This window comes from Silvibacterium bohemicum (assembly GCF_001006305.1).
GTDB lineage: Bacteria > Acidobacteriota > Terriglobia > Terriglobales > Acidobacteriaceae > Silvibacterium > Silvibacterium bohemicum.
In genome coordinates this window covers 260,694-284,654 of sequence record NZ_LBHJ01000004.1, presented here as the reverse complement: position 1 = coordinate 284,654, position 23,961 = coordinate 260,694, and the positions used below count along the sequence as shown (strand labels likewise).

General features: G+C 58.4%; 18 protein-coding genes and 1 pseudogene. 7 read left to right on the top strand and 12 right to left on the bottom strand.

Annotation, left to right across the window (positions count from 1 at the left end; all coding sequences use genetic code 11):
• Positions 1-3: 3 nt before the first annotated feature.
• Positions 4-1,473, bottom strand: a complete 1,470-nt coding sequence (locus XX99_RS11875; protein WP_050059610.1) for a glycoside hydrolase family 30 protein — start codon at positions 1,471-1,473, stop codon at positions 4-6.
• Positions 1,474-1,690: 217 nt separating this feature from the next.
• Positions 1,691-1,966 (bottom strand): hypothetical protein, encoded by a 276-nt coding sequence (locus XX99_RS11870; RefSeq protein ID WP_156185951.1) that lies wholly within the window; start codon positions 1,964-1,966, stop codon positions 1,691-1,693.
• Positions 1,967-2,391: 425 nt separating this feature from the next.
• On the opposite strand from XX99_RS11870, the gene XX99_RS11865 reads away from it, so the two are divergent.
• Both XX99_RS11865 and rpiA read left to right on the top strand, forming a co-directional pair.
• Positions 2,392-3,354, top strand: coding sequence for a quinone oxidoreductase family protein (locus tag XX99_RS11865; RefSeq protein ID WP_050059608.1), 963 nt, complete (start codon positions 2,392-2,394; stop codon positions 3,352-3,354).
• A gap of 90 nt (positions 3,355-3,444) precedes the next feature.
• The gene (rpiA, locus tag XX99_RS11860; protein ID WP_197081879.1) at positions 3,445-4,164 is read left to right on the top strand and encodes a ribose 5-phosphate isomerase A; all 720 of its coding nucleotides are present in this window, start codon (positions 3,445-3,447) and stop codon (positions 4,162-4,164) included.
• 191 nt (positions 4,165-4,355) lie between these two features.
• Here rpiA and XX99_RS11855 read toward each other — a convergent pair whose 3' ends face one another.
• On the bottom strand, positions 4,356-4,637 hold the full coding sequence (locus XX99_RS11855; RefSeq protein WP_050059607.1) for a hypothetical protein: 282 nt from the start codon (positions 4,635-4,637) through the stop codon (positions 4,356-4,358).
• 232 nt (positions 4,638-4,869) lie between these two features.
• Here XX99_RS11855 and XX99_RS11850 point away from each other — a divergent pair, with 232 nt between their 5' ends.
• Both XX99_RS11850 and XX99_RS11845 read left to right on the top strand, forming a co-directional pair.
• Positions 4,870-5,049: a hypothetical protein gene (locus XX99_RS11850; protein ID WP_050059606.1), complete on the top strand. Its 180-nt coding sequence runs from the start codon at positions 4,870-4,872 to the stop codon at positions 5,047-5,049.
• A gap of 201 nt (positions 5,050-5,250) precedes the next feature.
• On the top strand, positions 5,251-5,481 hold the full coding sequence (locus XX99_RS11845; RefSeq protein ID WP_050059605.1) for a hypothetical protein: 231 nt from the start codon (positions 5,251-5,253) through the stop codon (positions 5,479-5,481).
• A gap of 58 nt (positions 5,482-5,539) precedes the next feature.
• On the opposite strand, the gene XX99_RS11840 is transcribed toward XX99_RS11845, so the two are convergent.
• From XX99_RS11840 to XX99_RS11815, 6 genes and pseudogenes are all read right to left on the bottom strand, one after another.
• Complete coding sequence (locus XX99_RS11840; protein WP_050059604.1) at positions 5,540-6,244, bottom strand: mechanosensitive ion channel family protein; 705 nt, start codon at positions 6,242-6,244, stop codon at positions 5,540-5,542.
• 22 nt (positions 6,245-6,266) lie between these two features.
• On the bottom strand, positions 6,267-7,517 hold the full coding sequence (locus tag XX99_RS11835) for a hypothetical protein (protein ID WP_050059603.1): 1,251 nt from the start codon (positions 7,515-7,517) through the stop codon (positions 6,267-6,269).
• A gap of 36 nt (positions 7,518-7,553) precedes the next feature.
• Positions 7,554-9,236, bottom strand: a pseudogene (gene treS / locus XX99_RS11830) (maltose alpha-D-glucosyltransferase); the annotation flags it as partial.
• 178 nt (positions 9,237-9,414) lie between these two features.
• Positions 9,415-10,383 carry a quinone oxidoreductase family protein gene (locus tag XX99_RS11825; protein ID WP_050059601.1) on the bottom strand — a complete coding sequence of 323 codons (969 nt, stop codon included), beginning with the start codon at positions 10,381-10,383 and terminating at the stop codon, positions 9,415-9,417.
• A 90-nt stretch (positions 10,384-10,473) separates the two neighbouring features.
• Positions 10,474-11,286: a hypothetical protein gene (locus XX99_RS11820; RefSeq protein ID WP_050059600.1), complete on the bottom strand. Its 813-nt coding sequence runs from the start codon at positions 11,284-11,286 to the stop codon at positions 10,474-10,476.
• 170 nt (positions 11,287-11,456) lie between these two features.
• Positions 11,457-12,443: a glycosyltransferase family 2 protein gene (locus XX99_RS11815; protein WP_050059599.1), complete on the bottom strand. Its 987-nt coding sequence runs from the start codon at positions 12,441-12,443 to the stop codon at positions 11,457-11,459.
• Between the two features lie 410 nt (positions 12,444-12,853).
• Here XX99_RS11815 and XX99_RS11810 point away from each other — a divergent pair, with 410 nt between their 5' ends.
• The 3 genes from XX99_RS11810 to XX99_RS11800 all read left to right on the top strand — a co-directional run bounded on the left by XX99_RS11810 (position 12,854) and on the right by XX99_RS11800 (position 17,738).
• A complete protein-coding gene (locus tag XX99_RS11810) occupies positions 12,854-16,264 on the top strand; it encodes a TonB-dependent receptor (protein ID WP_050059598.1) in 3,411 nt (1,136 codons plus the stop codon).
• Between the two features lie 173 nt (positions 16,265-16,437).
• Positions 16,438-16,851, top strand: coding sequence for a VOC family protein (locus XX99_RS11805; protein WP_050059597.1), 414 nt, complete (start codon positions 16,438-16,440; stop codon positions 16,849-16,851).
• Between the two features lie 182 nt (positions 16,852-17,033).
• Entirely contained in the window at positions 17,034-17,738 is a 705-nt protein-coding gene (locus XX99_RS11800; RefSeq protein WP_050059596.1) for a helix-turn-helix transcriptional regulator, read from the top strand.
• Positions 17,739-17,822: 84 nt separating this feature from the next.
• On the opposite strand, the gene XX99_RS11795 is transcribed toward XX99_RS11800, so the two are convergent.
• The 3 genes from XX99_RS11795 to XX99_RS11785 all read right to left on the bottom strand — a co-directional run bounded on the left by XX99_RS11795 (position 17,823) and on the right by XX99_RS11785 (position 23,942).
• The gene (locus tag XX99_RS11795) at positions 17,823-18,884 is read right to left on the bottom strand and encodes a threonine aldolase family protein (protein WP_050059595.1); all 1,062 of its coding nucleotides are present in this window, start codon (positions 18,882-18,884) and stop codon (positions 17,823-17,825) included.
• 51 nt (positions 18,885-18,935) lie between these two features.
• On the bottom strand, positions 18,936-21,035 hold the full coding sequence (locus tag XX99_RS11790) for a S9 family peptidase (RefSeq protein WP_050059594.1): 2,100 nt from the start codon (positions 21,033-21,035) through the stop codon (positions 18,936-18,938).
• 138 nt (positions 21,036-21,173) lie between these two features.
• Positions 21,174-23,942, bottom strand: coding sequence for a TonB-dependent receptor (locus XX99_RS11785; protein ID WP_050059593.1), 2,769 nt, complete (start codon positions 23,940-23,942; stop codon positions 21,174-21,176).
• Positions 23,943-23,961: the final 19 nt, after the last annotated feature.

Here is a 23,961-nt window from a genome sequence, read left to right as displayed (position 1 = left end):
GCTCTATCCGGGTATGAGAAGGGTATTGAACGAATCCGGCTGCATGGTTGCAGCGATCTGTCGCTCGCCCACCGAGACGTTGATAGGCCGCTCGCGATCGCTCTCGTTCCGCAGGATCACTGCCACGCTCCGGTCCCGATTCAGATAAGCCAGCCCGTTCTCGAAGGTGCCATCCGTATCCAGCCGCCGCGCCCCTGGCTGCACGAAGTGGCTCACATGCTTCAGCAGGTAGTACTCGTGGTTGAAGCGATAGTGCTTCGTCCCTGGATCGACCGTCACTAATGAATTCTGCGGCCAGCCCCAATGGCTTTCGCCGCCCGTCTGCAGCGAGAGGTTCCAGTACATGTAGCCGGTCGCGCCATTCTGCAGGTAGTGCCGCATCAGGTCCCAGCAGTAACCGGCATAGCTCCAGTCGTTCTTGCCGTCGCCGCACTCTTGTTCGGACTGATACAGCACCAGTTCGGGATGCTCCCGGTGAATGGTGCGAATCGCATTCTTGCCCGCCCACTGGAGGCCGACACCCTTGATCCAGCGGCCCGAATCGCGATCCGCAAGGACGCGGTCCAGCAGTTGCGGATTTCCGCGCTCCAGCGTGCCGAAGAAGAGCTTCACCCCACGCTCATCCATGGCCGGGCCCAGGTGGCGAACGAAGCGCGCCAATCCCTCCGGAGTCCAGGTGCAGCTCGGAAACGGCTGCGCGGAGTTGAACTCGTTTTGCGGCATCACCATGCCGATGGAAATCCCCTGCTGCTTGTACGCATCGACGAACTTGCCGAAATACTTCGCATACGCCGCGAAGTAGCGCTCCTCCTGGATGAACATGTCCTCGCCTTCGCGGCCCACCTGATCGGGACGTAATCCATTCGGCGCCAGGCCGGGCCGCTGCATGGCCTCGGCATAGTGCTTGTTCTTCTTCATCCACGAAGGAGGACTCCACGGCGATGCCCATACCCGCAGGGCGGGATTGTACTTCTGTGCGTTCTGGATGAAGGGAACTAGGGTCTCCCGATCGTTCGCGATGCTGAAGTGATCGAGCGAGAAATCGCCCGGAGTCTCGTCGTACGAATACCAGCCGCGCGAGAAGTCATTGGCTCCAATGGGCATGCGGCAGAGGGTGAAGTTCGCGCCCGTTCCCACGCCCTGATCCGGAGCGAACATCTCTTTCAGAATGCTTTCCCGGTCCTCCGCGCTCAGTATCTGCAGAGAAGTCCAGCCCAGCTCGTTGAAGCAGGCACCGAAGCCTTCCATCGCGGGACTGCTGCTCTCGGTTGCAATCTGGAGGTCGAGCGTATCCCAGAGCCAGCCAGGAGCCCGCAGATCTTTTCGTTGCCACGGCGAGGTCTCGGTCGTGCTGATGAAGGTTGCGGTGGGATTATCAGCATAGAAGGCATGCGAGCGGGAAGGCAGAGCCAGCAGTGCAGAAGATCCTACCGCGACCTTGGCCGCGTTTTGAAGAAACGCCCGGCGATCCATGGTGAATCCTTCTATAGGATTTTTAGAATTTCCGATCTGGGTTCGTCGCACTCTTTTCACTCCCTCTTTCGGAGCTAGCAAACAAAAAGCAGGGCCGAAGCCCTGCCTGACTTTGTAACACTATGCGTTGTGAACCGGAACATGCTCGCGCCGAAGGCGCAGAGAAGAGACCCGCCGCAGGCTGAGAACGCCTGGACGGCCAGTCCCGGCGAGTCCCCTAGAATTCCGGGGCGCCGCGCTTCAGATAGGATCCGTAAATCCCCAGAATCAGCGCCAGAGCGCCGGCCAGCACGTTGTAATAGAACATCGGGTGCATCCAGTGCGGGGAGTAGGTCAGGTCTTGCCCCGACCACAATGTCAGCAGCACAGCGAAGAACGCGAATTGACCGGCAATCACCTGGAAGGCCAGGCCCCAGCGGCGGCGATTGTCGATTGCCTCAATCTGATCGGGCGATGCGGCTCGCTCACTCACAGGTATTAAAGGATTAGCCATCGTGGTTCACTCCCTTGCAAATCTGGCGAGGCGCGGAATCCACCCGTCCGCCTCTGCCAACCATTAAATCACGCGTTTCGTTCTTTGAGATACGCCCACCGCTTCTTTATTGCCCAGCCATCGGCGCTGCGACCAAAAGATGCGGCGGTTTTTCAGTTATCGGCACATGCCGTTCAGCCGATCACCCGCCGGCCTCACTTTTGATCGTCCAAACGCGGTATTTTGCGGAATCCGCTCCGTCTGCATCGGAGTCTTTTAGCAAGTCATCAGCATGGAGGAATATTCGAGAAAAAATTGATGCAGGCGCACCCTGCCGGTTGCTCACGGAAGGCGGCGAGGATAAAGTTCAGATCGAATCGATCTTCGCGCTTGTGAAACGTGAATCTGCAGACTGATCTAACCTATTTTTTGAGGAGAAAATCCGCGTGAATGCAGCAGTGGTCCAAGCCTTCGATGCCCCGCCTCGCTACACGACATTTCCCGATCCGATTGCGCAGGAGGGCGAAGCCCTGGTCACCGTGACCGCCGCTGGACTGCATGCCATCGTGAAGTCTCTGGCCAACGGCACGCATTACGGCAGTACCGGCGAGCTGCCGTTCATTCCCGGAGTCGACGGAGTCGGCCGTCTCGAAGATGGCACGCGTGTCTATTTCGGGGCATCGCGCAGCCCCTACGGAACATTCGCCGAGCGGGCAGTGGCCGTCGGGTTGATGCGCCTGCCATTGCCCGAGGGACTCGACGACGCAACAGCGGCCGGTATCGCCAATCCCGGCATGTCTTCCCAGGTCGCGCTCGCCGAACGGGCCAGGTTTACCGCGGGAGAAAGCGTGCTTATCCTGGGCGCAACCGGCGTTGCCGGACAGCTCGCGGTTCAAATTGCAAGACGTCTCGGAGCGCGCCGGGTTGTCGCTGCAGGACGCAATCCGCAGGCTCTGGAAGGGCTCAAGGAGCTGGGAGCGGATGCCGTCATCTCTCTCGATCAGCCGCAGGATGCTCTGATCTCCGCCTTTCGCGCCGCACACCTCGAAGGCGGAATCGATGTTGTCCTCGATTATCTGTGGGGGCTGCCGGCTGAGGCCCTGCTCGCAGCTATCTCACAAAAGGGGCTGAGCAAAGCTGCTCCGCGCGTGCGCTTTGTACAGATAGGCTCCAGCGCGGGAGGGACTATCTCGCTGCCCGCCGCCACCCTGCGCAGCTCCGGCCTCGAACTCCTGGGCAGCGGATTCGGTAGTGCCTCGCTGCAGCAGATCGTGAATGCCCTCCGCGACTTCTTTCAGGCCGCCGCAGTCAAGCCCTTCCAATTTAAAGTCACAACCGCTCCCTTGCGCGATGTGGAAGCTCTTTGGAACACCAAAGAACAAGGCACTCGTCTCGTCTTCCAACCCTGACCTTCGGACCGCTAAAAAATCACCGCCGAGAACCTGCGGTGAGCTCACTGCCCGCCAAACTGGAGCTTTTCCGTTCAACGTGATATCACCATGAGCATGAGTTTCCCAAAGCAACAGGATCCGGCCGAGGCCGCGAAACGGAAAGCCGCGGAATGGGCCGCTTCGCAAGTGAAGGAGGGCATGGCCGTCGGGCTCGGTTCCGGCAGCACCTCCGCCCTCGTTATCGAAGAGGTAGGCCGCCGCGTTGCAGCCGGCCTGCACATCACCGCCATTGCCACATCGGAACAGTCCCACCGCCAAGCGCTTAGCCTGGGCATCCCTATCACCGACTTCGCTCACCAGCCCCATCTCGACCTCACGATCGACGGAGCCGACGAGGTGCAGAACGAAACTTTACACCTCATCAAGGGCCACGGCGGGGCGCTGTTGCGCGAGAAGATCGTCGCCATGGCCAGTGGACGCCTGCTCATCGCCGTCGATCCGCGCAAGCTGGTGACCAAGCTGGGATCGGTCTTCACCGTGCCGGTCGAGGTCGTCCCCTTCGGTTGGGAGACTACGGCCGCTCGCCTGCGCGAGCAAGGTTTTGCGCCGGAGTTGCGGGTGAAAGAGGATGGCGAGCCTTACGTCACCGATGGCCACCACTACATCCTGCACTGCAATCTGCCGCAGTCCGGCCTGTCCGCGGAGAACGCCGCCGAGGCCTTTAACCGGACCGTAGGCGTCGTCGAACATGGGCTATTCCTGGGGATGGCAAGCCAGGTGGTCATCGGAAGCATCGAGGGCATACAGATCCTCGAACCGTCGCGCTGATCTGTCGCTTCGCTAAGAACCATTGGCATCACAGAAAACCGGCTCTCATCCTTTCGCAGATCGAGCGAAAAAATGAGAGCCGGTTTTTTGCTCAATAGCTCCAGCTATTCTGAGAAACGATAAGCGTCGAAGGCGCAGACGCCTGGACGGCCAGTCCCGCCGAAGGACACGGTTGCCTGGACGGCGAATCCTTAGGCGGACTGCAGGAAGGCTACCGACTGGATGCCTGCAACTTCAAAGCGCTTTCGGCAGCGGATATTCTTGCAGGCGACCATATCGTCTTTCCGCACCATGTACGACTGGGCTTTGGCGAAGCGCGCGCGATCGCGTTCATCGGCGTTGCGCGGCAGACCGTTCTTCTTGCGGCGGACCAGCCAGCCTAGCTGATATTCATCTGCCTTGCCGCAGTGTGGGCAGGTCAAATTGTGGTTTCGCTGCTCTGCCTTCTCGTCAAAGAAATCGCGCTCTTCCATAAGGGGTACCGTCTCTGCTCCAGCTTCGATTGTATGGATCAGCACCCGTGCAGGGAAGCCCCCAATCTGAAGCTTTGACTCAAGCCGCTTTTTTGCGCATGGCAGAAGCCAGCCCGGCGCAATATTGTTTGCAGAAAAACCACGCTTGATAGGTCCGCCTTCAGAGAATCAGATCGGAAGAAAATGCTCTAGACTTGTCGGAAGCTGGGAAAACAGGATCGGGACGCGCAGAATGGCCGCCAAAAAAGCAAAGAAAAAAACCTTTTCGGCCGTCAAAGCGGTCAAGGCTAACGCCCGCGAGCGTGTGGGCCAGCCCAAACCGGAGAAAATCATCGTCGACAGCCCGCGAGCTCTGAAGCGCAAGTCTAAGCATAGAGAGACTCTGGTCGATATCCTCAGCTCCGACGAATGATCACTGCCTCGGGCTAATGATTACCATCGCTGGCGAATGATTGCCGCTGCCGCCGATTCTTGTAGGGGATCGTGATCGCCGGGCGTATGATCGAAGAATCCGCGCCGTCCGGGTGCGGTGGGCTTTCCTCTCACCCTTTCGGTCCTTCGAATTTCCGGTTGCGACCCTCTTCCCCTTTGTTTGCAATGAATTGAGGCTGCAGTGCGCTCAGAGCTGGTGTTCTCCGCAGGATCACGGGTAGCCAATCGCTTTCTCCTATCCACCATTGCCATGAGAGCCGTTCATGGACTTCATATCAATTCCACGCGCGTTGAAGACACCGCGAACCGCGTTTTCGCCGATCTTGCCAGCGGTAGCTATGTCGCGGTAACCGTGCCGGCAATCAAACCGCTGCCGCTCATCGATCCTCTGCTTCTTTCTCCCTCCATTTAGCCCAACAGGGCCTGCAAGTCATTTCTCCGTCTGGATCGACTCCGGGACCGCTTTTTTTCTAAAAGTGGTGCAGGCGTTCCTCCTGCTGCGTTTCCATGGGGCGGCTGGCCTCGCGCTCAAGCGAGCGGCTCACTAGGTCCCGCGATCCCAGGCCGACGGCGAGGGCCAGCGCCAGGACAATTCCGCCGAAGAGAATTCCGAAGGCCAGGTCCACGATCTGGCCCCCTATCGAGAGATGGTCCAATGCCATGGCCGTGGTGAGGATCAGCACCAGCCATTTGGCGCCTGTCGCCAGCAGCCGGGCGTAGTGCAGGTTCAGATTGACCGCGGTGATCAGCACGCTGCGCGAGAGGAACCGCGCCAGGATATTCCCGACGAAGAAGAGCAGCGCCGCTCCCACGATATGCGGCAGGTAAGTGAACATGTAGGCCGAGACGGCTGGTTCGGCCGATGCTGCCTCAAATGCTGAGACGCCCACCAGCACGCCGATGGCGACAAATCCCCAGAAGACGATGCGCGTGGCCAGCGAGGTAGGAGTGCTGGCCGGCGACCATTCCGTGAGAGTATTGGCTCCGCTGCCCAGCCGCTCGTCGAATTTGACCGCCTTCAGCAGCGCCCGGACCAGAACGGAAAATAGCCACGCCAGGATGAGAAAGATTAAGAGGGCCAGGATAAATGCGAGAATCCCGGGTAGCAGCGTGGCGATCTTCGTAGTCACCCGCCCCATCGAATCCTGAAGCGCCTGCTCGATATGCTCCCACATAACTGTTCCTCCTTGATGGACGCTAGTTAGTTCTGTCCGGCCATCTCCACCGGGATAAGAAATATGGTTTATTGCTTTCGAAGATGCGCGCCAGCCGGTCGAGACGCTGGTCGGCTTCGGCAGCCGAAGTGCTGCCTACGTCCTGTGCGTACGATGCTACCCAGCCGAGATATAACGGCGTAAGTGCGCCGAGCAGATGCGTGCGTCCGATGCGGCGCAGGCGATAGGCCAGCGCGAAATCGTAGACAATGCGGGCCCACAGCTCGTCAGGCATGCGGAATTGCTCGGGAGTGAGACGGGTAAGGCGCTTCAGTTCGAAGAGTGAGACCGGAGGCAGCACCAGCCGCCAGACCTCTTCCAGATTTCGCGAGCCGAGCAGGAAAGAATCGAAGAGTGGATGGGTGTCGAGCGGCTTAACGTCAGCCGGGGTTTCGGTCGTTTCCCCCTCGGGCGGCGGCGCGCCGAATATTTCGGCGGGCTGCGAACCGCGTACCCTTTGCCATTGGGCAGCACAGGCTTCGATTTCCTGAAAGAGGCTGCCAACCAGCTGTCCCAGAACCGCGCTCAGCTCCAGGCCATCGCTCTGGGTGGTATGGCTGGCACGGATATGAGCCTGACCGATCTGGCCGCCTTCCATCGCGACGATATTCGAAGGCCAAAGCAGCTGTGCACCGGGTTGGCTGCGCGGCGGATTGGGATCCACGAGCTTGGGAAGCAGGCGCGCCGAGGCGCAGAAATCGAAGGGTAAAGGAAAGCGGACACGCCGGCCAAATAAAGCGCGGGATAGCGGCGCCAGCAAGCCCTTGTTGATCAGCCCCTCGTACTTGCTCTCCGGATAGATCGGGCTTACCAGGTCGAATTTACCATCGAAAACCGGCGCAACCAGAAAGCGCGATGCCGGATCGAGCAACGCCGCGAGGTCGCTATGGACGACTGCGCAGACCTTGGCCTGGAGCAGCGAAGCCAGTGCCAGCGCACTCCGTTGCGCATTGGCGATTTCCATCCACGGGCCGGTCGACGGATCGCCCTGCGAGGGTGGGTAAGGCACGAACTCAATCACGCCGGCGGGCGGCCTGGTCTGGGCTCTCTCATCCACTCCCATGTAAACGATCACGGTTTTGAGCGGCGTGGTAGCCAGAGAAGAAATCCACTCGATAGCCTTGGCGCGCAGATCTTGCGGATGAACAGGGCCGGCAATCCCCAGCACGAACTCCGTCGTGCCAATTGCTTCGACTCTCTTGCGCGTCTCTTCGGGAAGCTCAATCCTTGCCATCGAACTCTAGGCTCCTACTTCGCTGGCAACGGCTTCGGCTTGCGTTCCAGCCTGCAACTCGAGCCACAGAAACTCGTATGGGCCGAGCGTAACAGGATAACTGTCTCGTCCAATAACCGGGAACTCGATGTATCCCAGCATCTCAACCGGGGTCAGGCCTTCCAGTCCGCTCAGATCCAGCTGTGCGGGTTGCCAGAAGCGCGAAAGATTGGCCACACACAGCACCTGCTCGCCCTGGTATTCACGCACGTAAGCGAGAATCTTGCGGTTGGAAGGCTCGAGAAAGCGCTGCGTTCCGCGCCCAAAGACCTGGAAGAGCTTGCGCAGCGCGATCATGTTGCGCATCCAGTTGAGCAGCGAGGAGGAATCGCTTTGCTGGGCCTCGACGTTGATGGCCTCATAGCCCCATACCGGGTCCATGATGACCGGGCTGTAAAGGCGGGCTGGATTGGTTCGTGAGAATCCGGCATTGCGGTCTCCCGACCACTGCATAGGCGTGCGCACTCCGTTGCGGTCGCCGAGATAGATGTTGTCTCCCATGCCGATTTCGTCGCCGTAGTACAGGATGGGCGTTCCCGGGAACGAAAACAGCAGGCTGTTGAGCAGTTCGATGCGCCGGCGATTGTTATCGAGCAGCGGGGCCAGCCTTCTGCGAATGCCGACATTGATTCTCATGCGCGGGTCGGCGCTGTAGGCCAGGTACATGTAGTCGCGCTCATCGCCGGTGACCATCTCCAGCGTCAACTCATCGTGATTGCGCAGGAACATGCCCCACTGGCAGCCCTCCGGGATGGCGGGAGTCTGCGCCATAATGTCGGTGATTGGCAGCCGGTCTTCCTGGCTTAGCGCCATGTAGATGCGCGGCATCAAGGGAAAGTGAAAAGCCATGTGGCACTCGTCCGCATCGCCGAAATAGGCGCGAACATTGGCAGGAGGCTGGTTTGCTTCGGCCAGGATCATCCGGTTTTCGTAGCGCTCGTCGAGCGCCGCGCGGATGGCCTTAATCATCTGGTGAGTCTCGCCAAGGTTTTCGCAGTTGGTGCCATCCCGCTCGACGAGGTATGGAACTGCGTCCAGGCGCAGCGCATCGACCCCCATATCCAGCCAGAAGCGGAGCACCTTGAGGACTTCCTCCATCACCTGCGGATTGTCGAAGTTCAGATCCGGTTGGTGCGAGAAGAATCGATGCCAGAAATAAGCCTGCGCCACCGGATCCCAGGACCAGTTCGACTTCTCGGTGTCGGTAAAGATGATGCGCGCGTCTTTGTATTTCTGATCGGTGTCGCTCCACACGTAGAAATCCCGCTCCGGCGAGCCGGGAGGAGAACTGCGCGCCGCCTGAAACCAGGGGTGCTGGTCGGAGGTGTGATTGATGACCAGCTCGATCATCACCTGCAGACCCCGATCATGGGCGGCGCCGAGGAATTGGCGGAAGTCCTCGAGCGTGCCGTAGCTGGGATGGACACTCATGTAATCCGAGATGTCGTATCCGTCGTCGCGCAGGGGCGAAGGAAAGAACGGGAGCAACCAGATGCAGGTGGCGCCCAGCTCGACCAGGTAGTCGAGCTTCTGCATCAGCCCCTGAAAGTCGCCGATGCCGTCATTATTGCTGTCTGCAAACGCCTTGACGTGCAGCTCATAGATAATCGCGTCTTTGTACCAGAAAGGATCGGAGACGCTCCCCGGTATGCGGGTCCCGCTGATCGTACTGAGGGCCATCGTTCTGTCGTTCTCCACCGGCGGTCGAGGTGTCGTTGTTTCTGAATGCTGCGCCTGGTCAGAATCCAGAATGCGCGCATCGAACCGTTCTGTCATCTCGCTGGATTAGAAGCGCGAAACCCGAAACTAGCCGCCTCTCAAATCACTGGTAAGTGTAAAGAAAGACGGCCCGAGCAGTTCAGGGGATCAGAAGCACCTTGCCGGTGGTCTTCCGGGAGGCGAGATCGACGTGGACCTGCGCGGCTTCGTCCAGCGGATGAGTGTGTTCCATACGGACCTTGAGCCTGCCGGCAGCCACGGCCTCGAACACGGAGGTTGCCCTAGCCACCAGGTCCTCGCGGGTCGACGTATAGTTCCTCAGCGTCGGACGGGTGACGTAGAGCGACCCTTTGGTGGAGAGCTCGATGAGATCGAAGGGCGGAACCGCCCCGCTCGATGCCCCGAAGAGCGCCATCAGCCCTCGCGGACGCAGTACATTGAGCGACTTCTCGAAGGTCGTCTTGCCGACCGAGTCATAAACCACATCGACGCCGCGGCCGTTGGTCAACTCCTTCGTCCTTTGCTCGAAATCCTCGTGAGTATAAAAAATAATCTCCGAGGCGCCGGCTTCGCGAGCCAGCGCAGCCTTTTCTTCCGTCGAGACAGTGGCGATGACGCGTGCCCCGATCTGTGCTGCCATTTGAGTCAAAAGAAGTCCGATCCCGCCGGCCGCCGCGTGAATCAGAGCCGTATCGCCAGCCTTGAGCGGGAAGGTCGCGTGTGCCAGATAGTGGGCAGTCATGCCCTGCAGGATGACCGCAGCCGCCAGTTTGAGATCGAGTCCGGCCGGAAGCTTCACCAGCCGGTCGGCGGGAGCGATGCCGTATTCGGTATAAGTGCCGAGAACGTTGCACCAGGCGACGGGATCCCCGATGGCGAAACCCTCGACGCCTTCGCCGATGGCCTCGACGGTGCCTGCCGCCTCCTGGCCATTGATGAAGGGAAGCTGAGTCTTATAGCGGCCTTCGCGATAGTAGATGTCGATGAAATTGACGCCGGAGGCGTGGACTTTGACCAGCACTTCGCCGGCTTTGGGCGAGGGAATGGGAAGGTCCACAAAGGCAAGGACTTCCGGACCGCCGATCTGACTGACTTGAATGGCTTTCATCGTCTCTCGATTGTAGAGGACGCTGGAAGTATGCAGATTCTTTGCATCGCGTGCCGATGGGTATGCGATGCACTCTGGGGAGATATCAGGTTAGCAGGGCTGTTCTGGCGACTGAGCGGGGCGCAGGGCGCGACGGAGGCTGGGGATAGCGATTAGCCAGTAAATTGCCGCAACGACCCAATCGCTTTCCGTAATGGACCATTGCGTGGAGTGCGTATGGAGGTGTCGGGTGTAGTGACGCCACGCGCCGTACGTCCAGAGGAGGGAGACCAATGTCCACGCACCCGCCTCTAGCTGTGCGCCACGTGCGGAGCGGGGCTGAGCGGATCGCGCGCGCGATTTCGCGATCTCCGCCTCGCTGGGCAGGAAGTAGGCAGTCTCGAATCTCCGGCGAACAGCTTTGTAAAGGAAGCGGCCGGGCAGAAACAGGAAAGCGGCGGAAATCGCCAGCATTAGTCCTGTAAAGCCGGGTGAGGACGGACACTTACGGAATGCAACAACCGCAGCCAATACTGCAAAGTATGTGAGCATGGCCAGGAAGAACAGGGGCAAGCTCCAAGACCGCAGTTGCGGGCCGAGAGGTTTGCCTGCGCCCATTCTGGCTATGGAATTCGTGCGACGAGCGGCGATCTCGGCAGAAGGCATGAGGAATCTGCCTGTCTTCCATTCGCGGCGCAGTCCTAGGAAGAGCGCACGAAAGATTGCCAACGTGACTACAGCTGAGAATATCCACAGCGGCGCGCTGACCCATAGAGAAATCCGGTTGAGGTCGCGTGAAATGTCGAAAAGCCCCAAAATCATCAGGATAAGACTGGCCACCAGAATGATGAAAGAGATTGGAGACTTGCTCTGACCCTGTCCGGTGGGAGGGACAAGAGCATCGTGCGGAGAAATGTCGGTCATGCCGCTTCCTTCTTGCCCACGGCCAGCAGGCGCCGTTAGGAGCAAGACTTGCGGGGTCGAGGATACCGCAGTTCTGAAGAGGAATACAGTAGATTTCCCAGCCCAGGCGAGCAAGGGACGACCGCGGAGTTTGCGGAACAACTTACCGAAAACTCACCGCAAGCGTGGAATCAATCTTCTTGCAGCATGCTGGGCTCGCCCGGGGCGCGGAGACGGACCAGGCGGTCGATCGTATAGGGGGAGCGTTGCGAGCCGGTGAAGTAGTGACGGACCTGTAATTCCCCCAGCAGCCCGATAGCCAGCATCTGGATGCCGCCGAGGATGAGCACACCGGCAATCACGAAGAGCGGACCGTGCTGATCCATAACGTGCTGGTGAGTGAAGAGCTTCAGAGCGGCGAGGAAAACGGCGACTGCCGATCCAAAAAAAATACCAATCGCACCGAAGACGCCGAAGAAGTGGAGCGGACGGCTCATGTACTTCAGCAGAAAACGGATGGTGAGCAGATCGAAGAAGACGCGGAAGGTGCGTCCGATACCGTAGTGCGACTTGCCCCGCTCCCGGTTTACGTTCTTGATCGGAATCTCGCAGATGCTGGCGCCGTACCATGCGGCGAGCGCAGGGATGAAACGGTGCATTTCGCCGTAGAGGGGGATGTTCTGTATCACTTCGCGGCGATAGGCCTTAAAGGTCGTCCCGAAGTCGTGAATATCCACCCCGGAGAGCTTGGCCATGAGCCAGTTCGCGCAGCGGGAGGGGATGCGCCGCATCACGAAGTTGTCGATACGCTCTTTGCGCCAGCCGCTGACCACGTCATAGCCCTCTTCAAGCTTTTCGAGGAAATTCGGAATCTCATCGGGGTCGTGCTGCAGATCGCCATCCATAGCCAGGATGAAGTCACCCTGCGCGTGGTCGAAGCCGGCGGCGAGTGCGGAAGTCTGTCCGAAATTACGGCGCAGCTTGACGACCAGCACGCGGCTGTCCACGGCCGCGATCTCTTCCAGAAGCTTGTAGCTGCGGTCACTCGATCCATCATCTACCAATACCAGCTCGAAGCTGTCTCCTACCTGTTCCATGACTGCCTTGAGGCGGTCATACATGGCGGTAACGTTCTCTTCTTCGTTGTGGAAAGGGACGACGATGGAATACTTCGGCATACACCAATTCTACAGCTTTACGGAGCTTTTCCTCCCACGGACTGGTGTTTTCTGTAGGTAGAGGTGCCGGGAAGCATGCTTCCCGGCGCGACTTATATATCTGTAGATATGTAACGCTTTCTGCTCTGGAAGGCGAGTTGCTAGTGAAAAACACCAGACCTGCGCCGCTATTCGGTTTTTTCGCGCCGCGAAGTCCTAAGTCCGGACTTTGGAAATGCTCCTCATAAAGTCAACCTTTTAGCTGCGGATAACTCTTGCATCCGTGTCCAGTTGTCTATACATTTTGTGGAACGTAAAAAGTCATGGGAAATTAACCCGTAGATGAGACGTCCGCGAAACCCCCTGTGCCGGGGCTCTATCACTCGGCTCAACGTGTTCGACGAAGTGGCAAGACCTACTTGGAGGCAATAATGAAACGCAAATCCATGTGTTTGGTGTGGACGATCGTCCTTTCGTTAGCTGCTTGTATTCCAGCAGTGACGCAAACCGTGACCGGCGCCGTACGCGGCACCATTACAGATCCCAGCGGAGCGATCGTTCCCGGCGCAAAGGTCACCGCCCTGAACACGGCCACCGGCGTCAAAACCATCGACACGACCAACGGAGCGGGTGAATACTCGATTCGCTTCCTGCAGATTGGCCAATATAAGCTGACCATCGAGGCCTCAGGCTTCAAGAGCGCCAGTTATGGGCCCTTCTCGCTTGAAATCGACCAGACGGCAAAGATTGATATTCCGCTGAACGTAGGTTCTGCGGATACAACCGTCACTGTCAGCGAAGCGTTTCAGCCCATCCTGCAGACGGAGAACGCGACCAACGGCGAAACCTTCACCGAGAACACGATCAACAGCGTGCCGCTGAACGGTCGCGACTTCGCACAACTTACGGCATTTACTCCTGGAGCTGTATCGACTGGATACGGCCAATTCGGAACGGTAAGCGGCAGCTCATCGAACTCGTCAGAGCGCTCGACCAACGACAACAACGAAGCCAACGTCAACGGCAGCCGCCAGCAGTCGAACAACTACCTGCTCGATGGCCAGGAGATCAACGAAAACCTCAACAACACCATCGGCTACAGCCCCAGCCCGGATTCACTTGCTCAAATCCGCGTGATCGCGTCCAACGCGAATGCCGAATTCGGCAACGTAAATGGTGGCGAAGTCGTTATGGTCATGAAGAGCGGCAGCAACAGCCTTCACGGCAGCGCCTTCGGCTTCCTGTCGAACGATAAGCTGAATGCCAACTCATGGGTCAACAATCAGGGCGGCATAGCCAAGCCGGCGTATACACAGACCATCTTTGGTGGAACCATCGGCGGCCCGATCATCAAGGACAAGCTGTTTTTCTTCCTCGATTACGAAGCCTTCCGCTACCACTCTTCCGGTGAGACGAGTTTCAGCGTTGTTCCCGCTGCATTCCGCACCGGCGATTTGTCCGCGCTGCTGACGCCGCCCAACATCGATGCATCGGGCATCAACCATGGTGGTCTGGGTCTGCAACTTTATGACACCCAGGCTCCCGGTCGTCCGGCTTACGTCAATAATCAGGTGCCGATCCTCAGCCCGGTGGCTAAGTTCCTTTTTGCTCACCCCGAGGCGTATCCGCTTCCCAACCGCGTCAACCCGCGCGATCCGTATCTGAACGTCTATCAAAACTACATCGGACCCAACAAAGTCTTCTCGCGCAACGATCAGGGCGATGCCAAAATCGACTGGCATCTGCGCAGCAACGACGTAATCTCCGGCCGCTACTCCCAAGGCTATGCCCAGGACGCAACGGTCAGCGATCCTGTGCCGGTTGAATTTCCGAGTGCATCGAATTATCCCGATCACCTGGGAACCGTCACCTGGACGCACACCCTGTCTCCCGCCATCGTCAACAACGCTCGCGCCTCTTACTCGCGCATCCAGTTCAACAGCGGTGTCACTACGGATCCCAGCGGCATCTTCGGATTGGGCGGCAACGCGCTGGTAGGAATTCCCAGCGTCGCCCAGCAGGCCGCCGGTTTCAGCTTGCAGTCCTTCAACGGAATTGAGAGCACGAAGTCTTCCGGCCCGGGTATCCCGGATGCGGTGGGCGCCAACCCCCAGCCGGAAATCTTCGTCGACAACGTCTTCGAATATGCCGACAACCTCACCTGGCAGCACGGACGCCATCTCTTCAAGTTTGGCGCTGAGTTCACCCGCTATCAGCAGAACAGCTTCTATCCGGGCAACGACGGCGAGCTGGGCGACTTCACCTATAACGGCCAGTACTCCGCGCTTCCCAGTTCCTCCACTTTTTATCCCTTTGCGGACTTCGTCCTCGATCGCGCCAACGACGCCCAGGTCGGCAATGTTACCGGTCTGACCGGCCAGCGTCAGTGGCGTGACGGTATTTTTGCTCAGGATGATTTCAAAGTGACTGAGAAGTTCACCCTCAACCTCGGCATTCGCTGGGAGTATGACCAACCCATCTTTGAAGTGAATAATAAGATGGCCAACGTCAATATGGTGACGAAGCAGATCGAATATGCCGGTGTCAATGGCGCCAGCCGCGCTCTCTACGACCCTGACTACACCCAGTTCCAGCCGCGCTTCGGCTTTGCCTATCAGGCGATGCCGCGCTGGGTGGTTCGCGGTGGCTACGGTATCACCAGCTACCTCGAAGGCATGGGCGCGAACCTTCGCCTCACACAGAACCCGCCCTTCCACACCGATTTCGAGGTACAGGGCCAAAACCCGACTGCGACCTCGAACGGTTCGTTCTCAAGCGCTGCGAACGGCTTCCCGACCACAGTGGTGCCCACCACAACGTTCTATGTATGGCCCAAGGATCTGAAGCCATCCTCGACGCAGGAGTTCACACTGACGACGGAATACGAAGTAACTCCGTCCTCGACCGTCCAGGTCGGCTACGTTGGAATCCTCGGCCATCACCTGACCAACCCTTACTGGGGCAATCAGTTGACGGCTCCGGGAGCGGTCGCTCCCTATGCCAATATTGTCGGACAGAATGGCGTCATCAAGATCAGCGCCACCAATTCGGCGAGCAACTACAGCGCATTGCAGGCCGTCTTCCGGCAGCGTCTTACCTCGGGCCTGGAACTGACGGCGAACTACACCTATGCAAAGTCGCTAACCGACAGCTTCGGATACTACGGAGTTTCACAAATCAGCGGTCAGTATTATCAGCAGAACGCTTATAACATGGCTGCGGAGTGGGGGCCTGCCGGCTTCGACATCCGTCAGGCGTTGAGCATGACCGGCACCTACGATCTACCCTTCGGTCGCGGAAAGCGCTTCGGCGGGAACATGAACCGCATATTGGATGAGGCCGTGGGAGGTTGGAAGCTCTCCGGTACGAATGTGACCTACACCGGCTTCCCGCTTACCGCGAATTCGCCCTCCAACTATTCGAGCCAGGTCTTCGCTGCGGATGCCCGCCCCAACCAGTACAACCCGCTTAAGATCACGAACCACTCGGTGAACGCCTGGTTTGGAACCTATGTGCTTCCCGGCAACCCCGGCGCAGCCTGCGGTCCGACCCAAAACACCAGCACCTGCGTCTTCGGCCAACAGCCCAACACCACCTTCGGCGATGTTCGTCCCATGTCGCTGCGCGGACCGGGCTTCGAGCAGGTCGATATGTCGGTGTCGAAGTCATTCCCGGTCTGGAAGGAACAGCGTCTGGACTTCCGTGGTGACTTCTTCAACGCCTTCAACATCGTCAGCTATGGTGCGCCGGACAGTAACATAACCGACACCAACTTCGGCGCCGTTACCTCAACCAACTCCACCGAACGCCACATTCAGCTCTCGCTGAAGTACGCGTTCTAACTACAACCGCCGCTCCAACGATCGGAGATGTCTTCCCGTTGCGCATATCGCATCGGCCAGGCATCTCCGATTTTTCTTTTGCGCGTCCCGGCCTCTACTGACACCATGCTGTCAGTAGGGGTTCGTTAATGTCTTTCTTGAGCGTGACACTTCACGCCTAAGGAGAGGACATTATGACTACCGCTGCTGCGACTGAACACGAGACCGCATCCGTTCCCGCTGTCCGCAATGCCGTTGTCACCTGGTTCGAAATACTTGCTTCAGACTACGAGCGCGCAGTGCGCTTCTATGAGGAGACGCTGGGCGTAGCCCTGCTCCGCCAGCCGGAGTGGCCGGGAATGGCCATCTTTCCCTATCAACCGCCGGCTGTTAGCGGATGTGTGGTGAAACAGAAGGATGCCAGACCTGCAGATGGCGGCGTGACCGTCTATCTGAATTGCGACGGCAAGCTGGACGCCGTTTTGAGCCGCGTTCCCAAAGCTGGCGGGGCTATTCTCGAAGATAAAAACCATATCCCGAGCGTGGGCTGGGTCGCCCAAATCCGCGATTCGGAGGGCAACCGGGTAGGACTTCATGCTGTCGTGTAGTCTTCACTTCCACGTCTCGAATCCCGAACACAGGATACCCGTAATTTCGAGCTTCGGGATCGAGACATGGACATGGCTGCGTATCCCGCAAGATGTATCTTCGGAGCCCACAACATCGGACTGGCTGCCTTGGCTAGAAGTATTTATGCCTGGCCGGCCGGTCCCCGGTAGGATGAGTCGATATGCGCCGCGCCGATCGTTTATTTCGCATTGTGCAGATGCTGCGCTCCGGCCGGCTTACGACCGCGCGCAGCCTCGCACAGAAACTCGAAGTCTCCGAGCGCACTATCTATCGAGATGTGCAGGAACTGCAGCTTGCCGGCACGCCGATCGAAGGCGAGGCTGGAGTCGGCTACACGCTGCGACGCGACTTCGATATCCCCCCGCTCATGTTTGATCGCCGGGAAATTACGGCTCTGGTGTTGGGCGCGCGCATGGTTCAGGCGTGGGGCGGCCTGGAGATGGCGGAGGCAGCGAACGACGCGCTGCGGAAGATTGAAGCCGTGCTGCCTCTTGATCTGCGCGAGCGCATCGATCAGGTGCAGCTCTACGCTCCCGGCTACAAGCTGGCCAAGGAGCTGCGCCACACGCTCGACCGGCTGCACCAGGCGGCGATCGATCGCCGGGTGCTGGAGACGGAGTATGCGAACGAGGGCGGCGAAGTTACGCAGCGCCGGATTCGTCCGCTGGCGCTGTGTTTCTGGGGTGGCGTCTGGACCCTCATCGGCTGGTGCGAGTTGAGAGATGACTTTCGCAACTTTCGCGTCGACCGCATGCGCTCTTTCGATGTGCTCGTCCAGACTTTCGTGCAGAAGCCAGGACAGACGCTCGCAGATTTTCTCAAGCGCGCGAAAGCCGAGTTGCGCAGTAACACGGCTTCCGGATAAGTCTCGCGGATATCGCCGCTCGCCCGTCAGAATGATATGCGTCGAATGCTTATGAATAGCAACCTCGCATGGTAACAGCGTTGCTCAGTTCCCGTTGAGCACCTCGTTGGTGATGCGGAGCGCCTCTTTGCATGCAGCCTGATTCGCATCTTTGTGGGTTACAAAGCGAATCTGGTCTGCTGCTGCCGAGCCGCCGAGCACTCCCCGATGCTTGAGCTTGGCCAGTAATGGCGCCACGTTCGAAACGCCGCGCACTTTGAAGATCACGATGTTTGTCTGCACTGTCGAGAGATCGATATCCACCATGGGAAGTGCAGCAACTCCTTCGGCGAGGAGACGCGCGTTGGCATGATCCTCATGAAGACGCTTTGGCATCTCTTCGAGAGCGATGAGCCCAGCCGCAGCGATAACGCCGGCCTGACGCATGCCTCCGCCCAGCATCTTGCGCACGCTGCGAGCGCGCTCGATGAACTTGCGGCTGCCGACGAGCATCGATCCCACCGGCGCGCACAGGCCCTTCGAGAGACAAAACATGACGCTCGAGAACCCGCTGGTAAGCTCGGCTACACCTACGCTGAGCGCCGTGGCCGCATTGAAGACGCGGGCTCCATCGAGGTGGACTGGTATGCCTGCATCCCGCGCACCGCACCAGATCTCTTCATAGATATCCGGGGAGGTGACCGTACCTCCCGCCATGTTATGCGAATTCTCCAGGGCAATGAGACCGGTCTGCGCGCGATAGTAGATTTTGGGCGAGAGCGCAGGCTGAATCCGGTCCCAGGTGAGCACGCCTTGCTCGCCGGCGACGGTGCGAAGATGGCATCCGGAGAAGGCGGAGACCATGGCCATCTCCCAATCGACAATGTGGCCGCGTGCTTCGCAGACGACCTCCTGCCCCGGCTGAGTATGCAGCTTGATAGCGATCTGGTTGCCCATGCTTCCGGTGGGGACGAAGATCGCTGCCTCGCGGCCGAAGATTTCTGCGGCGCGAGCTTCCAGACGATTGACGGTCGGGTCTTCTCCGTAGACATCGTCTCCAACCTCGGCTGAAGCCATGGCCGCGCGCATCTCTTCGGTGGGCTTGGTAACCGTGTCGCTGCGCAGATCGATCTTGGTTGTAGCGCTTTCTTGCTCTTCGTGAATCATTTATTCAGTCGTCTTTCTTGAGCGTTTTATAGTTTGCTCTTTGCGCCAGTTTCAGCCTTCTGGCTGCAGTTCGCGCAGCAGGAAGGCATAGTCCATGGCGATTTCGTTGAGATAGTCGTAGCGGCCCGACGCTCCCGAGTGCCCGGCAGTCATGTTGGTTTGGAAGAGAAGGATATTGCTGTCCGTCTTTCGTGCGCGTAGCTTGGCCACATACTTGGCCGGCTCCCAATACATCACCTGGCTGTCGTAAAGGGAGGTCTTGACCAGCATCGCGGGATACTTCTTGGCCTCGACATTGTCGTAGGGCGAATAGCTCAGCATATATTCGAACGCCTCAGCCTGATTGGGATCGCCCCACTCCTCGTATTCGGGAACGGTGAGCGGCAGCGAAGTATCGAGCATGGTATTCATCACATCGACGAAGGGGACGTGAGAAAGCACGGCGCGGAACAGGTCAGGTCGCATGTTATTGACGGCGCCCATCAGCAAGCCACCGGCGCTTCCGCCTTCGATGGCAACTCGTTGCGCATCACCGTAGCCATTGGCGATCAGAAACTCCGTCACGGTGATGAAATCGGTGAAGGTATTCAGCTTCTTCATCAATCTGCCCTCGTCATGCCAGGGCTTGCCGAGATCGCCGCCGCCGCGGATGTGAGCGTAGGCAATCACGAATCCCCGATCGAGCAGACTCAACCGATTGCTGCTGAAATTGTTGGGCAGAGAGTATCCATAGGATCCATAGCCATAGACGTAGAGCGGGTTCGCACCCTTTTTAAATATGTCTTTGCGATAGACGATGGATACCGGAACCCTTGTGCCGTCAGGCGCGGTCGCGAAGAGTCGCTCAGATTTGTACTGCGTGCGATCAAAGCCGCCCGGAACCTCCAGCTGCTTGAGCAGCGTGGATTCGCCGGCTGCGACATCGTACTCGTAAACCGAGCTGGGCGTGACCAGCGACTGATATCCGTAACGGAACTTGTGAGTATCGAAGAGGCGGTTGATATGCGGGTGCGCGCTGTAAACAGGCTCAGGAAAGGTGATCTCCCGTGGCGCCGCCGTGCTTTCGACTACTCCTTCAAAAGTGAAGACACGCATGTGCTGCAGTCCATTCGTTCGCTCGCAGGCTACATAGAAAGGGCCAAAGAGATCGACCTCTTCCAGCATCGTCGCATCGCGGTGAGGAATCACTTCCTTCCAGTTCGAGCGGCTCGCAGCCTCTACGGGCGCAGTCACCAGGCGGAAGTTGCGGCCGGTATCGTTGGTGCGAATGTAGAAGAGTCCATGGCGATGATCGACGTAATACTCGATGTCGTCCTGGCGCGGCTCGATGAGCTTCCACTCGCCCAACGGATCGTCTGCGGCGAGAAATTGCTCCTCGGTCGTGGTGTGGCTCGAACTTTCGAGGATGATGTACTTCCCGTCGCGAGTACGGCCTGAGCCGATGTTGAAGCGCTCGTCCGTCTCTTCAAAGACCAATAAATCTTCGGCGTGCGGCATTGCCAGCGTGTGCCGATAGAATTGAAATTGGCGTTTCTGCTCTTCATCCTCTACGGTGTAGAACAGTGTTTTGTTATCTGCAGCCCAGACAATCGAGCCGACGCGTTCCACCTGCTCTGGCAGCAGTTGGCCGGTGCGCAGGTCTTTCACCTGCAGCGTGTACTGGCGAAATCCTTTGTTGTCGATCGAGTACGCGAGCAAATTCCCGTCGTCGGAAACAGTGAGCGCGTTGACGGCCATATAGGACTCGTTCCTGGCCAGCTCATTGATGTTAAGAATGATCTCTTCGCGCACCGCGTCGCTCGGGAGTTGGTCCTCTGCTCCCGCAGAGATCGGCTTGCGGCAGTAGATGGGATATTGCGCCCCCTGTTCGGTGCGCGAGTAATACCAGAACGCGCCTTCGCGGAACGGCACCGAGACATCCGTCTCCTTGATGTGGCTGACCATCTCGTCGTAAAGAGTTTTCTGCAGGGCCTTGGTTGGTTCCATTACATCGGCGCAGTAGGCATTCTCAGCCTCGAGGTAAGCCGTCACTTCGGGATCTTCTTTGTCGCGCAACCATGCGTAATCGTCGATGAGGGTATGGCCATGCAATTTCTTCTCTGTATGGCGGACGGGGGCAACGGGCGGAACGATCTCGGTGCGGCTAGGCATACTTGTACAGGATATCGTTTGTGGACCGATTGGGTCTGACTAGGTTGGTGAGCGCTATCAACTCCTCGACAGTGCTTCTTCCACACAAAGAAAAAGCCCCGGCGCAGGCCGGGGCTTTTCTTTGCAGAGCGTTTCGATTTAGAAGTGGAATCCAAGCTCGGCCGTCAATGCGCGCGGGGTTACGTAGTGCGTGCCGCTGAAGGTCGAGAGAAAGTTGTAAAGGGCGTACTTGTTGGCGATGTTGACGCCGGTGAATCGCAGGCTCCATTTGTATCTGTCGCCATTGAAGAGGTTGTCCTCGCCAACCGAAGCGTCGAAAAGATTGCGCGGCGCAATGCGCTGCGGATTCTTATCATCATCTTCGGTGTTAGGAGCCGGGATATTGATCAGCTTGGACGTCAGTCCAGCTGCATCGCAGCTGGCGAAGCCCGCGGTCCGAGTGGCGCGAACGCCGTCGCAGATCAGACCGGCTTCGAACTGCTGGTCGAAGGTGAGACCGGTGAGATTAATTCCAGGCTGACCATTGGGAAGGGTGATCGACGGACCGCCGTTAGCGGGATTACAAATGCTGTTCGGATCGACGGTGTTGAAGCAGGGGGCAGAGCCTGCAACCAGGCCGCTGTCATAGCGCCAGTTAAAGCCGATCCACGGCGTCCGTTTCCACGGCATCTGATATTGCACATGCGTGGTTTCGTTATAACGCTCGTCGTGATCGATGCGGAAAGGAAATCCGCTCTGTCCAACGGTCGCACCCGCTCCGGCGATCTGAGCCGGGAAGAAGCGGGCCGAGACCGATGACATTACGACATAGGCGCTTACGTTATGGTAGTTAGGCAGATCGGCGCGCAGTGCGTATCCGGGGATTTTGGAGTTGTGCCAATCGATCGGGAAAGTGATCGGAGTGTTGCCGAGCACACTGAAGTCGAAGGCGCCGTGCGTGTACTTCCAGATATAGTCGCCGCTGATAACCACAAATTTGCCGAATGCCTGCTGAAAACCGGCATGGAATTCGTTGCGGTAACCAGGGGTCAAAGTGCCGGAGACGCCAGGTGTGCAAAGAAGCAGCGGCGAGAGAACTGCATTGGAGCAGCCGTTGCTGGAGAGAACCAGATTCTCGTTGAAGGGAGTTTCGAGCGTACGCGCATACGAAACGCGGAGAACGGTATTGCTGGGCTTGATGTTATAGGCAATGCCCACGCGGGGTTCGGCCTGCCTGGCTACGGTGAGGCCGTTATACAGGTCGCCGCGGATACCGAGGTTGAAAAGCCAGTTGCCGGCCTTGATCTGGTCCTCGATATAGAGCGCCAGCTCCTTCACATCCGTGCGGCCGGTAAAGTTGTAGTCGCTGCCGCCGCGGGTAAGGTCAAACGGCCGAAGCTGGGGTTGGAACGGCCTGAGGCCGGGATTGATTGACCCATCGTTCGGGGCTAACCCAACGCCGGCGCACTGCGACGGATCGTTGAAACCGTTCACCGGATTGCCGTTGAGATCGGTGCAAGGTGAGTTATAGGTATTTTCGACGATGCCCAAGCTGTCGTTTTCACGCAGGAAGGTCTGCTCGTAAACGGCTCCGGCTTTTGCTGTGTTGATGCCCTTCGAGTACGAAATATCCGTATGAAAGCCGGCGTTGGTCAGCGTACGGTTCTGTGCGATCGACGAGGTCTGGAGGTTGGGCGGTCCCAGATCAGCGAGAGGATTGCCGCTCGGGTAGTAGTTATAGGCGTCCCGGCGAACATAGGCGCCGAAGTTGAAGAGCGCGGCATCGCTGATGAGATGGGTATAGGTCGGAGCGATGTTGAAAGTCTCGATCTTCGAATTCTGGTCGGTATCGCCGACGCTGGCAAAGACCGGCGAGGCGCTGGTCCCGCCGCTCACCACATTCTGCACATTGAGGTTGTCGAAGGCGTTCGGGGTCTGGAACCACGACCGGGTGTAGTTCCCATTGACATGGAAAGAATCCTTCGGGGTGAACTGGTAGTCCACGCGATCGAAGAAGTTTTCTTCGTTGCCCTTGTCGTGAAAGACGATGAACTCCGGAGGATCGAGAAAGCGCCCCGTGTTCAGGCCGTCAGCCTCGAAGAAATTGCCCCAGTTCTTCTGGCCGTAGCTGAGGTCGACTCCGGTGGTGGCCGATCCGAAGCTGCCGTAGGAACTGGTCACGCTGCCGGTCGGTTTGGTGATGCCCTGTCCTGAGCGGGTGGTCACATTGATGACCAGACTGGTCTTGTCTCCATACTCGGCTGGTGGTGCGCCGGAGATGACCTCGATGGATTGCACCGAGTTCGAGGGAATCTGATTGGAGAAGACCTTGCTCTGCTGATCGGTGATGGGCTGCCCATCGACGGAGAACGAATTCGAGGCGTGATCCCCCAGACCGTGGAAGAGGCCGTTGGAGTCTGCCGCGACACCTGGCGAAGCCATCGTAACCAATGAACTAAGGGAGGATGACTGGCTTTCGAGCGGGACTTTCTGGAAGAGATCGCGGTCCAGATTGGTGTGCAGAGACGAATCTTGCTCGATCAGGTCACTCCCGGTGACGGTAACCGTAGTTGCCGCGGTGCCTACCTGCAAAGCCACTTTAAGGGTAACGGGCACGGAGGAGCGGACACCCACATCCTGTGCCTGAGAGGCGAATCCGTCCTTCTTGATCTGGACGTGATAGGGATTGAACGGAACGTTTGTGAACTGATATTGTCCGGTGGCGTCGGTGGTGATGGTACGAGTGAGTCCGCTGACCGGGTTTTCGATGGTGACAATGGCCCCGGGAATGACCGCGCCGGATGCGTCGGTCACGGTGCCGACGATGGTTCCGGAATTACCTGCGGATTGCGCGAAAAGCTGGGGAACGACCGCCTGCAAAAACAATGCAAGGAGAGAGACGGTGATGCATCGCACGAGTGTGCGCATGGAACGACCTCCGAAAAGA

Coding starts and splice junctions, on each gene's coding strand:
- XX99_RS11795 (WP_050059595.1), bottom strand. CDS start 18,884: ATGATTCACGAAGAGCAAGAAAGCGCTACAACCAAGATCGATCTGCGC.
- XX99_RS11810 (WP_050059598.1), top strand. CDS start 12,854: ATGAAACGCAAATCCATGTGTTTGGTGTGGACGATCGTCCTTTCGTTA.
- rpiA (WP_197081879.1), top strand. CDS start 3,445: ATGAGCATGAGTTTCCCAAAGCAACAGGATCCGGCCGAGGCCGCGAAA.
- XX99_RS11870 (WP_156185951.1), bottom strand. CDS start 1,966: ATGGCTAATCCTTTAATACCTGTGAGTGAGCGAGCCGCATCGCCCGAT.
- XX99_RS11825 (WP_050059601.1), bottom strand. CDS start 10,383: ATGAAAGCCATTCAAGTCAGTCAGATCGGCGGTCCGGAAGTCCTTGCC.
- XX99_RS11840 (WP_050059604.1), bottom strand. CDS start 6,244: ATGTGGGAGCATATCGAGCAGGCGCTTCAGGATTCGATGGGGCGGGTG.
- XX99_RS11815 (WP_050059599.1), bottom strand. CDS start 12,443: ATGCCGAAGTATTCCATCGTCGTCCCTTTCCACAACGAAGAAGAGAAC.
- XX99_RS11855 (WP_050059607.1), bottom strand. CDS start 4,637: ATGGAAGAGCGCGATTTCTTTGACGAGAAGGCAGAGCAGCGAAACCAC.
- XX99_RS11805 (WP_050059597.1), top strand. CDS start 16,438: ATGACTACCGCTGCTGCGACTGAACACGAGACCGCATCCGTTCCCGCT.
- XX99_RS11800 (WP_050059596.1), top strand. CDS start 17,034: ATGCGCCGCGCCGATCGTTTATTTCGCATTGTGCAGATGCTGCGCTCC.
- XX99_RS11850 (WP_050059606.1), top strand. CDS start 4,870: ATGGCCGCCAAAAAAGCAAAGAAAAAAACCTTTTCGGCCGTCAAAGCG.
- XX99_RS11835 (WP_050059603.1), bottom strand. CDS start 7,517: ATGGCAAGGATTGAGCTTCCCGAAGAGACGCGCAAGAGAGTCGAAGCA.
- XX99_RS11790 (WP_050059594.1), bottom strand. CDS start 21,035: ATGCCTAGCCGCACCGAGATCGTTCCGCCCGTTGCCCCCGTCCGCCAT.
- XX99_RS11820 (WP_050059600.1), bottom strand. CDS start 11,286: ATGACCGACATTTCTCCGCACGATGCTCTTGTCCCTCCCACCGGACAG.
- XX99_RS11785 (WP_050059593.1), bottom strand. CDS start 23,942: ATGCGCACACTCGTGCGATGCATCACCGTCTCTCTCCTTGCATTGTTT.
- XX99_RS11875 (WP_050059610.1), bottom strand. CDS start 1,473: ATGGATCGCCGGGCGTTTCTTCAAAACGCGGCCAAGGTCGCGGTAGGA.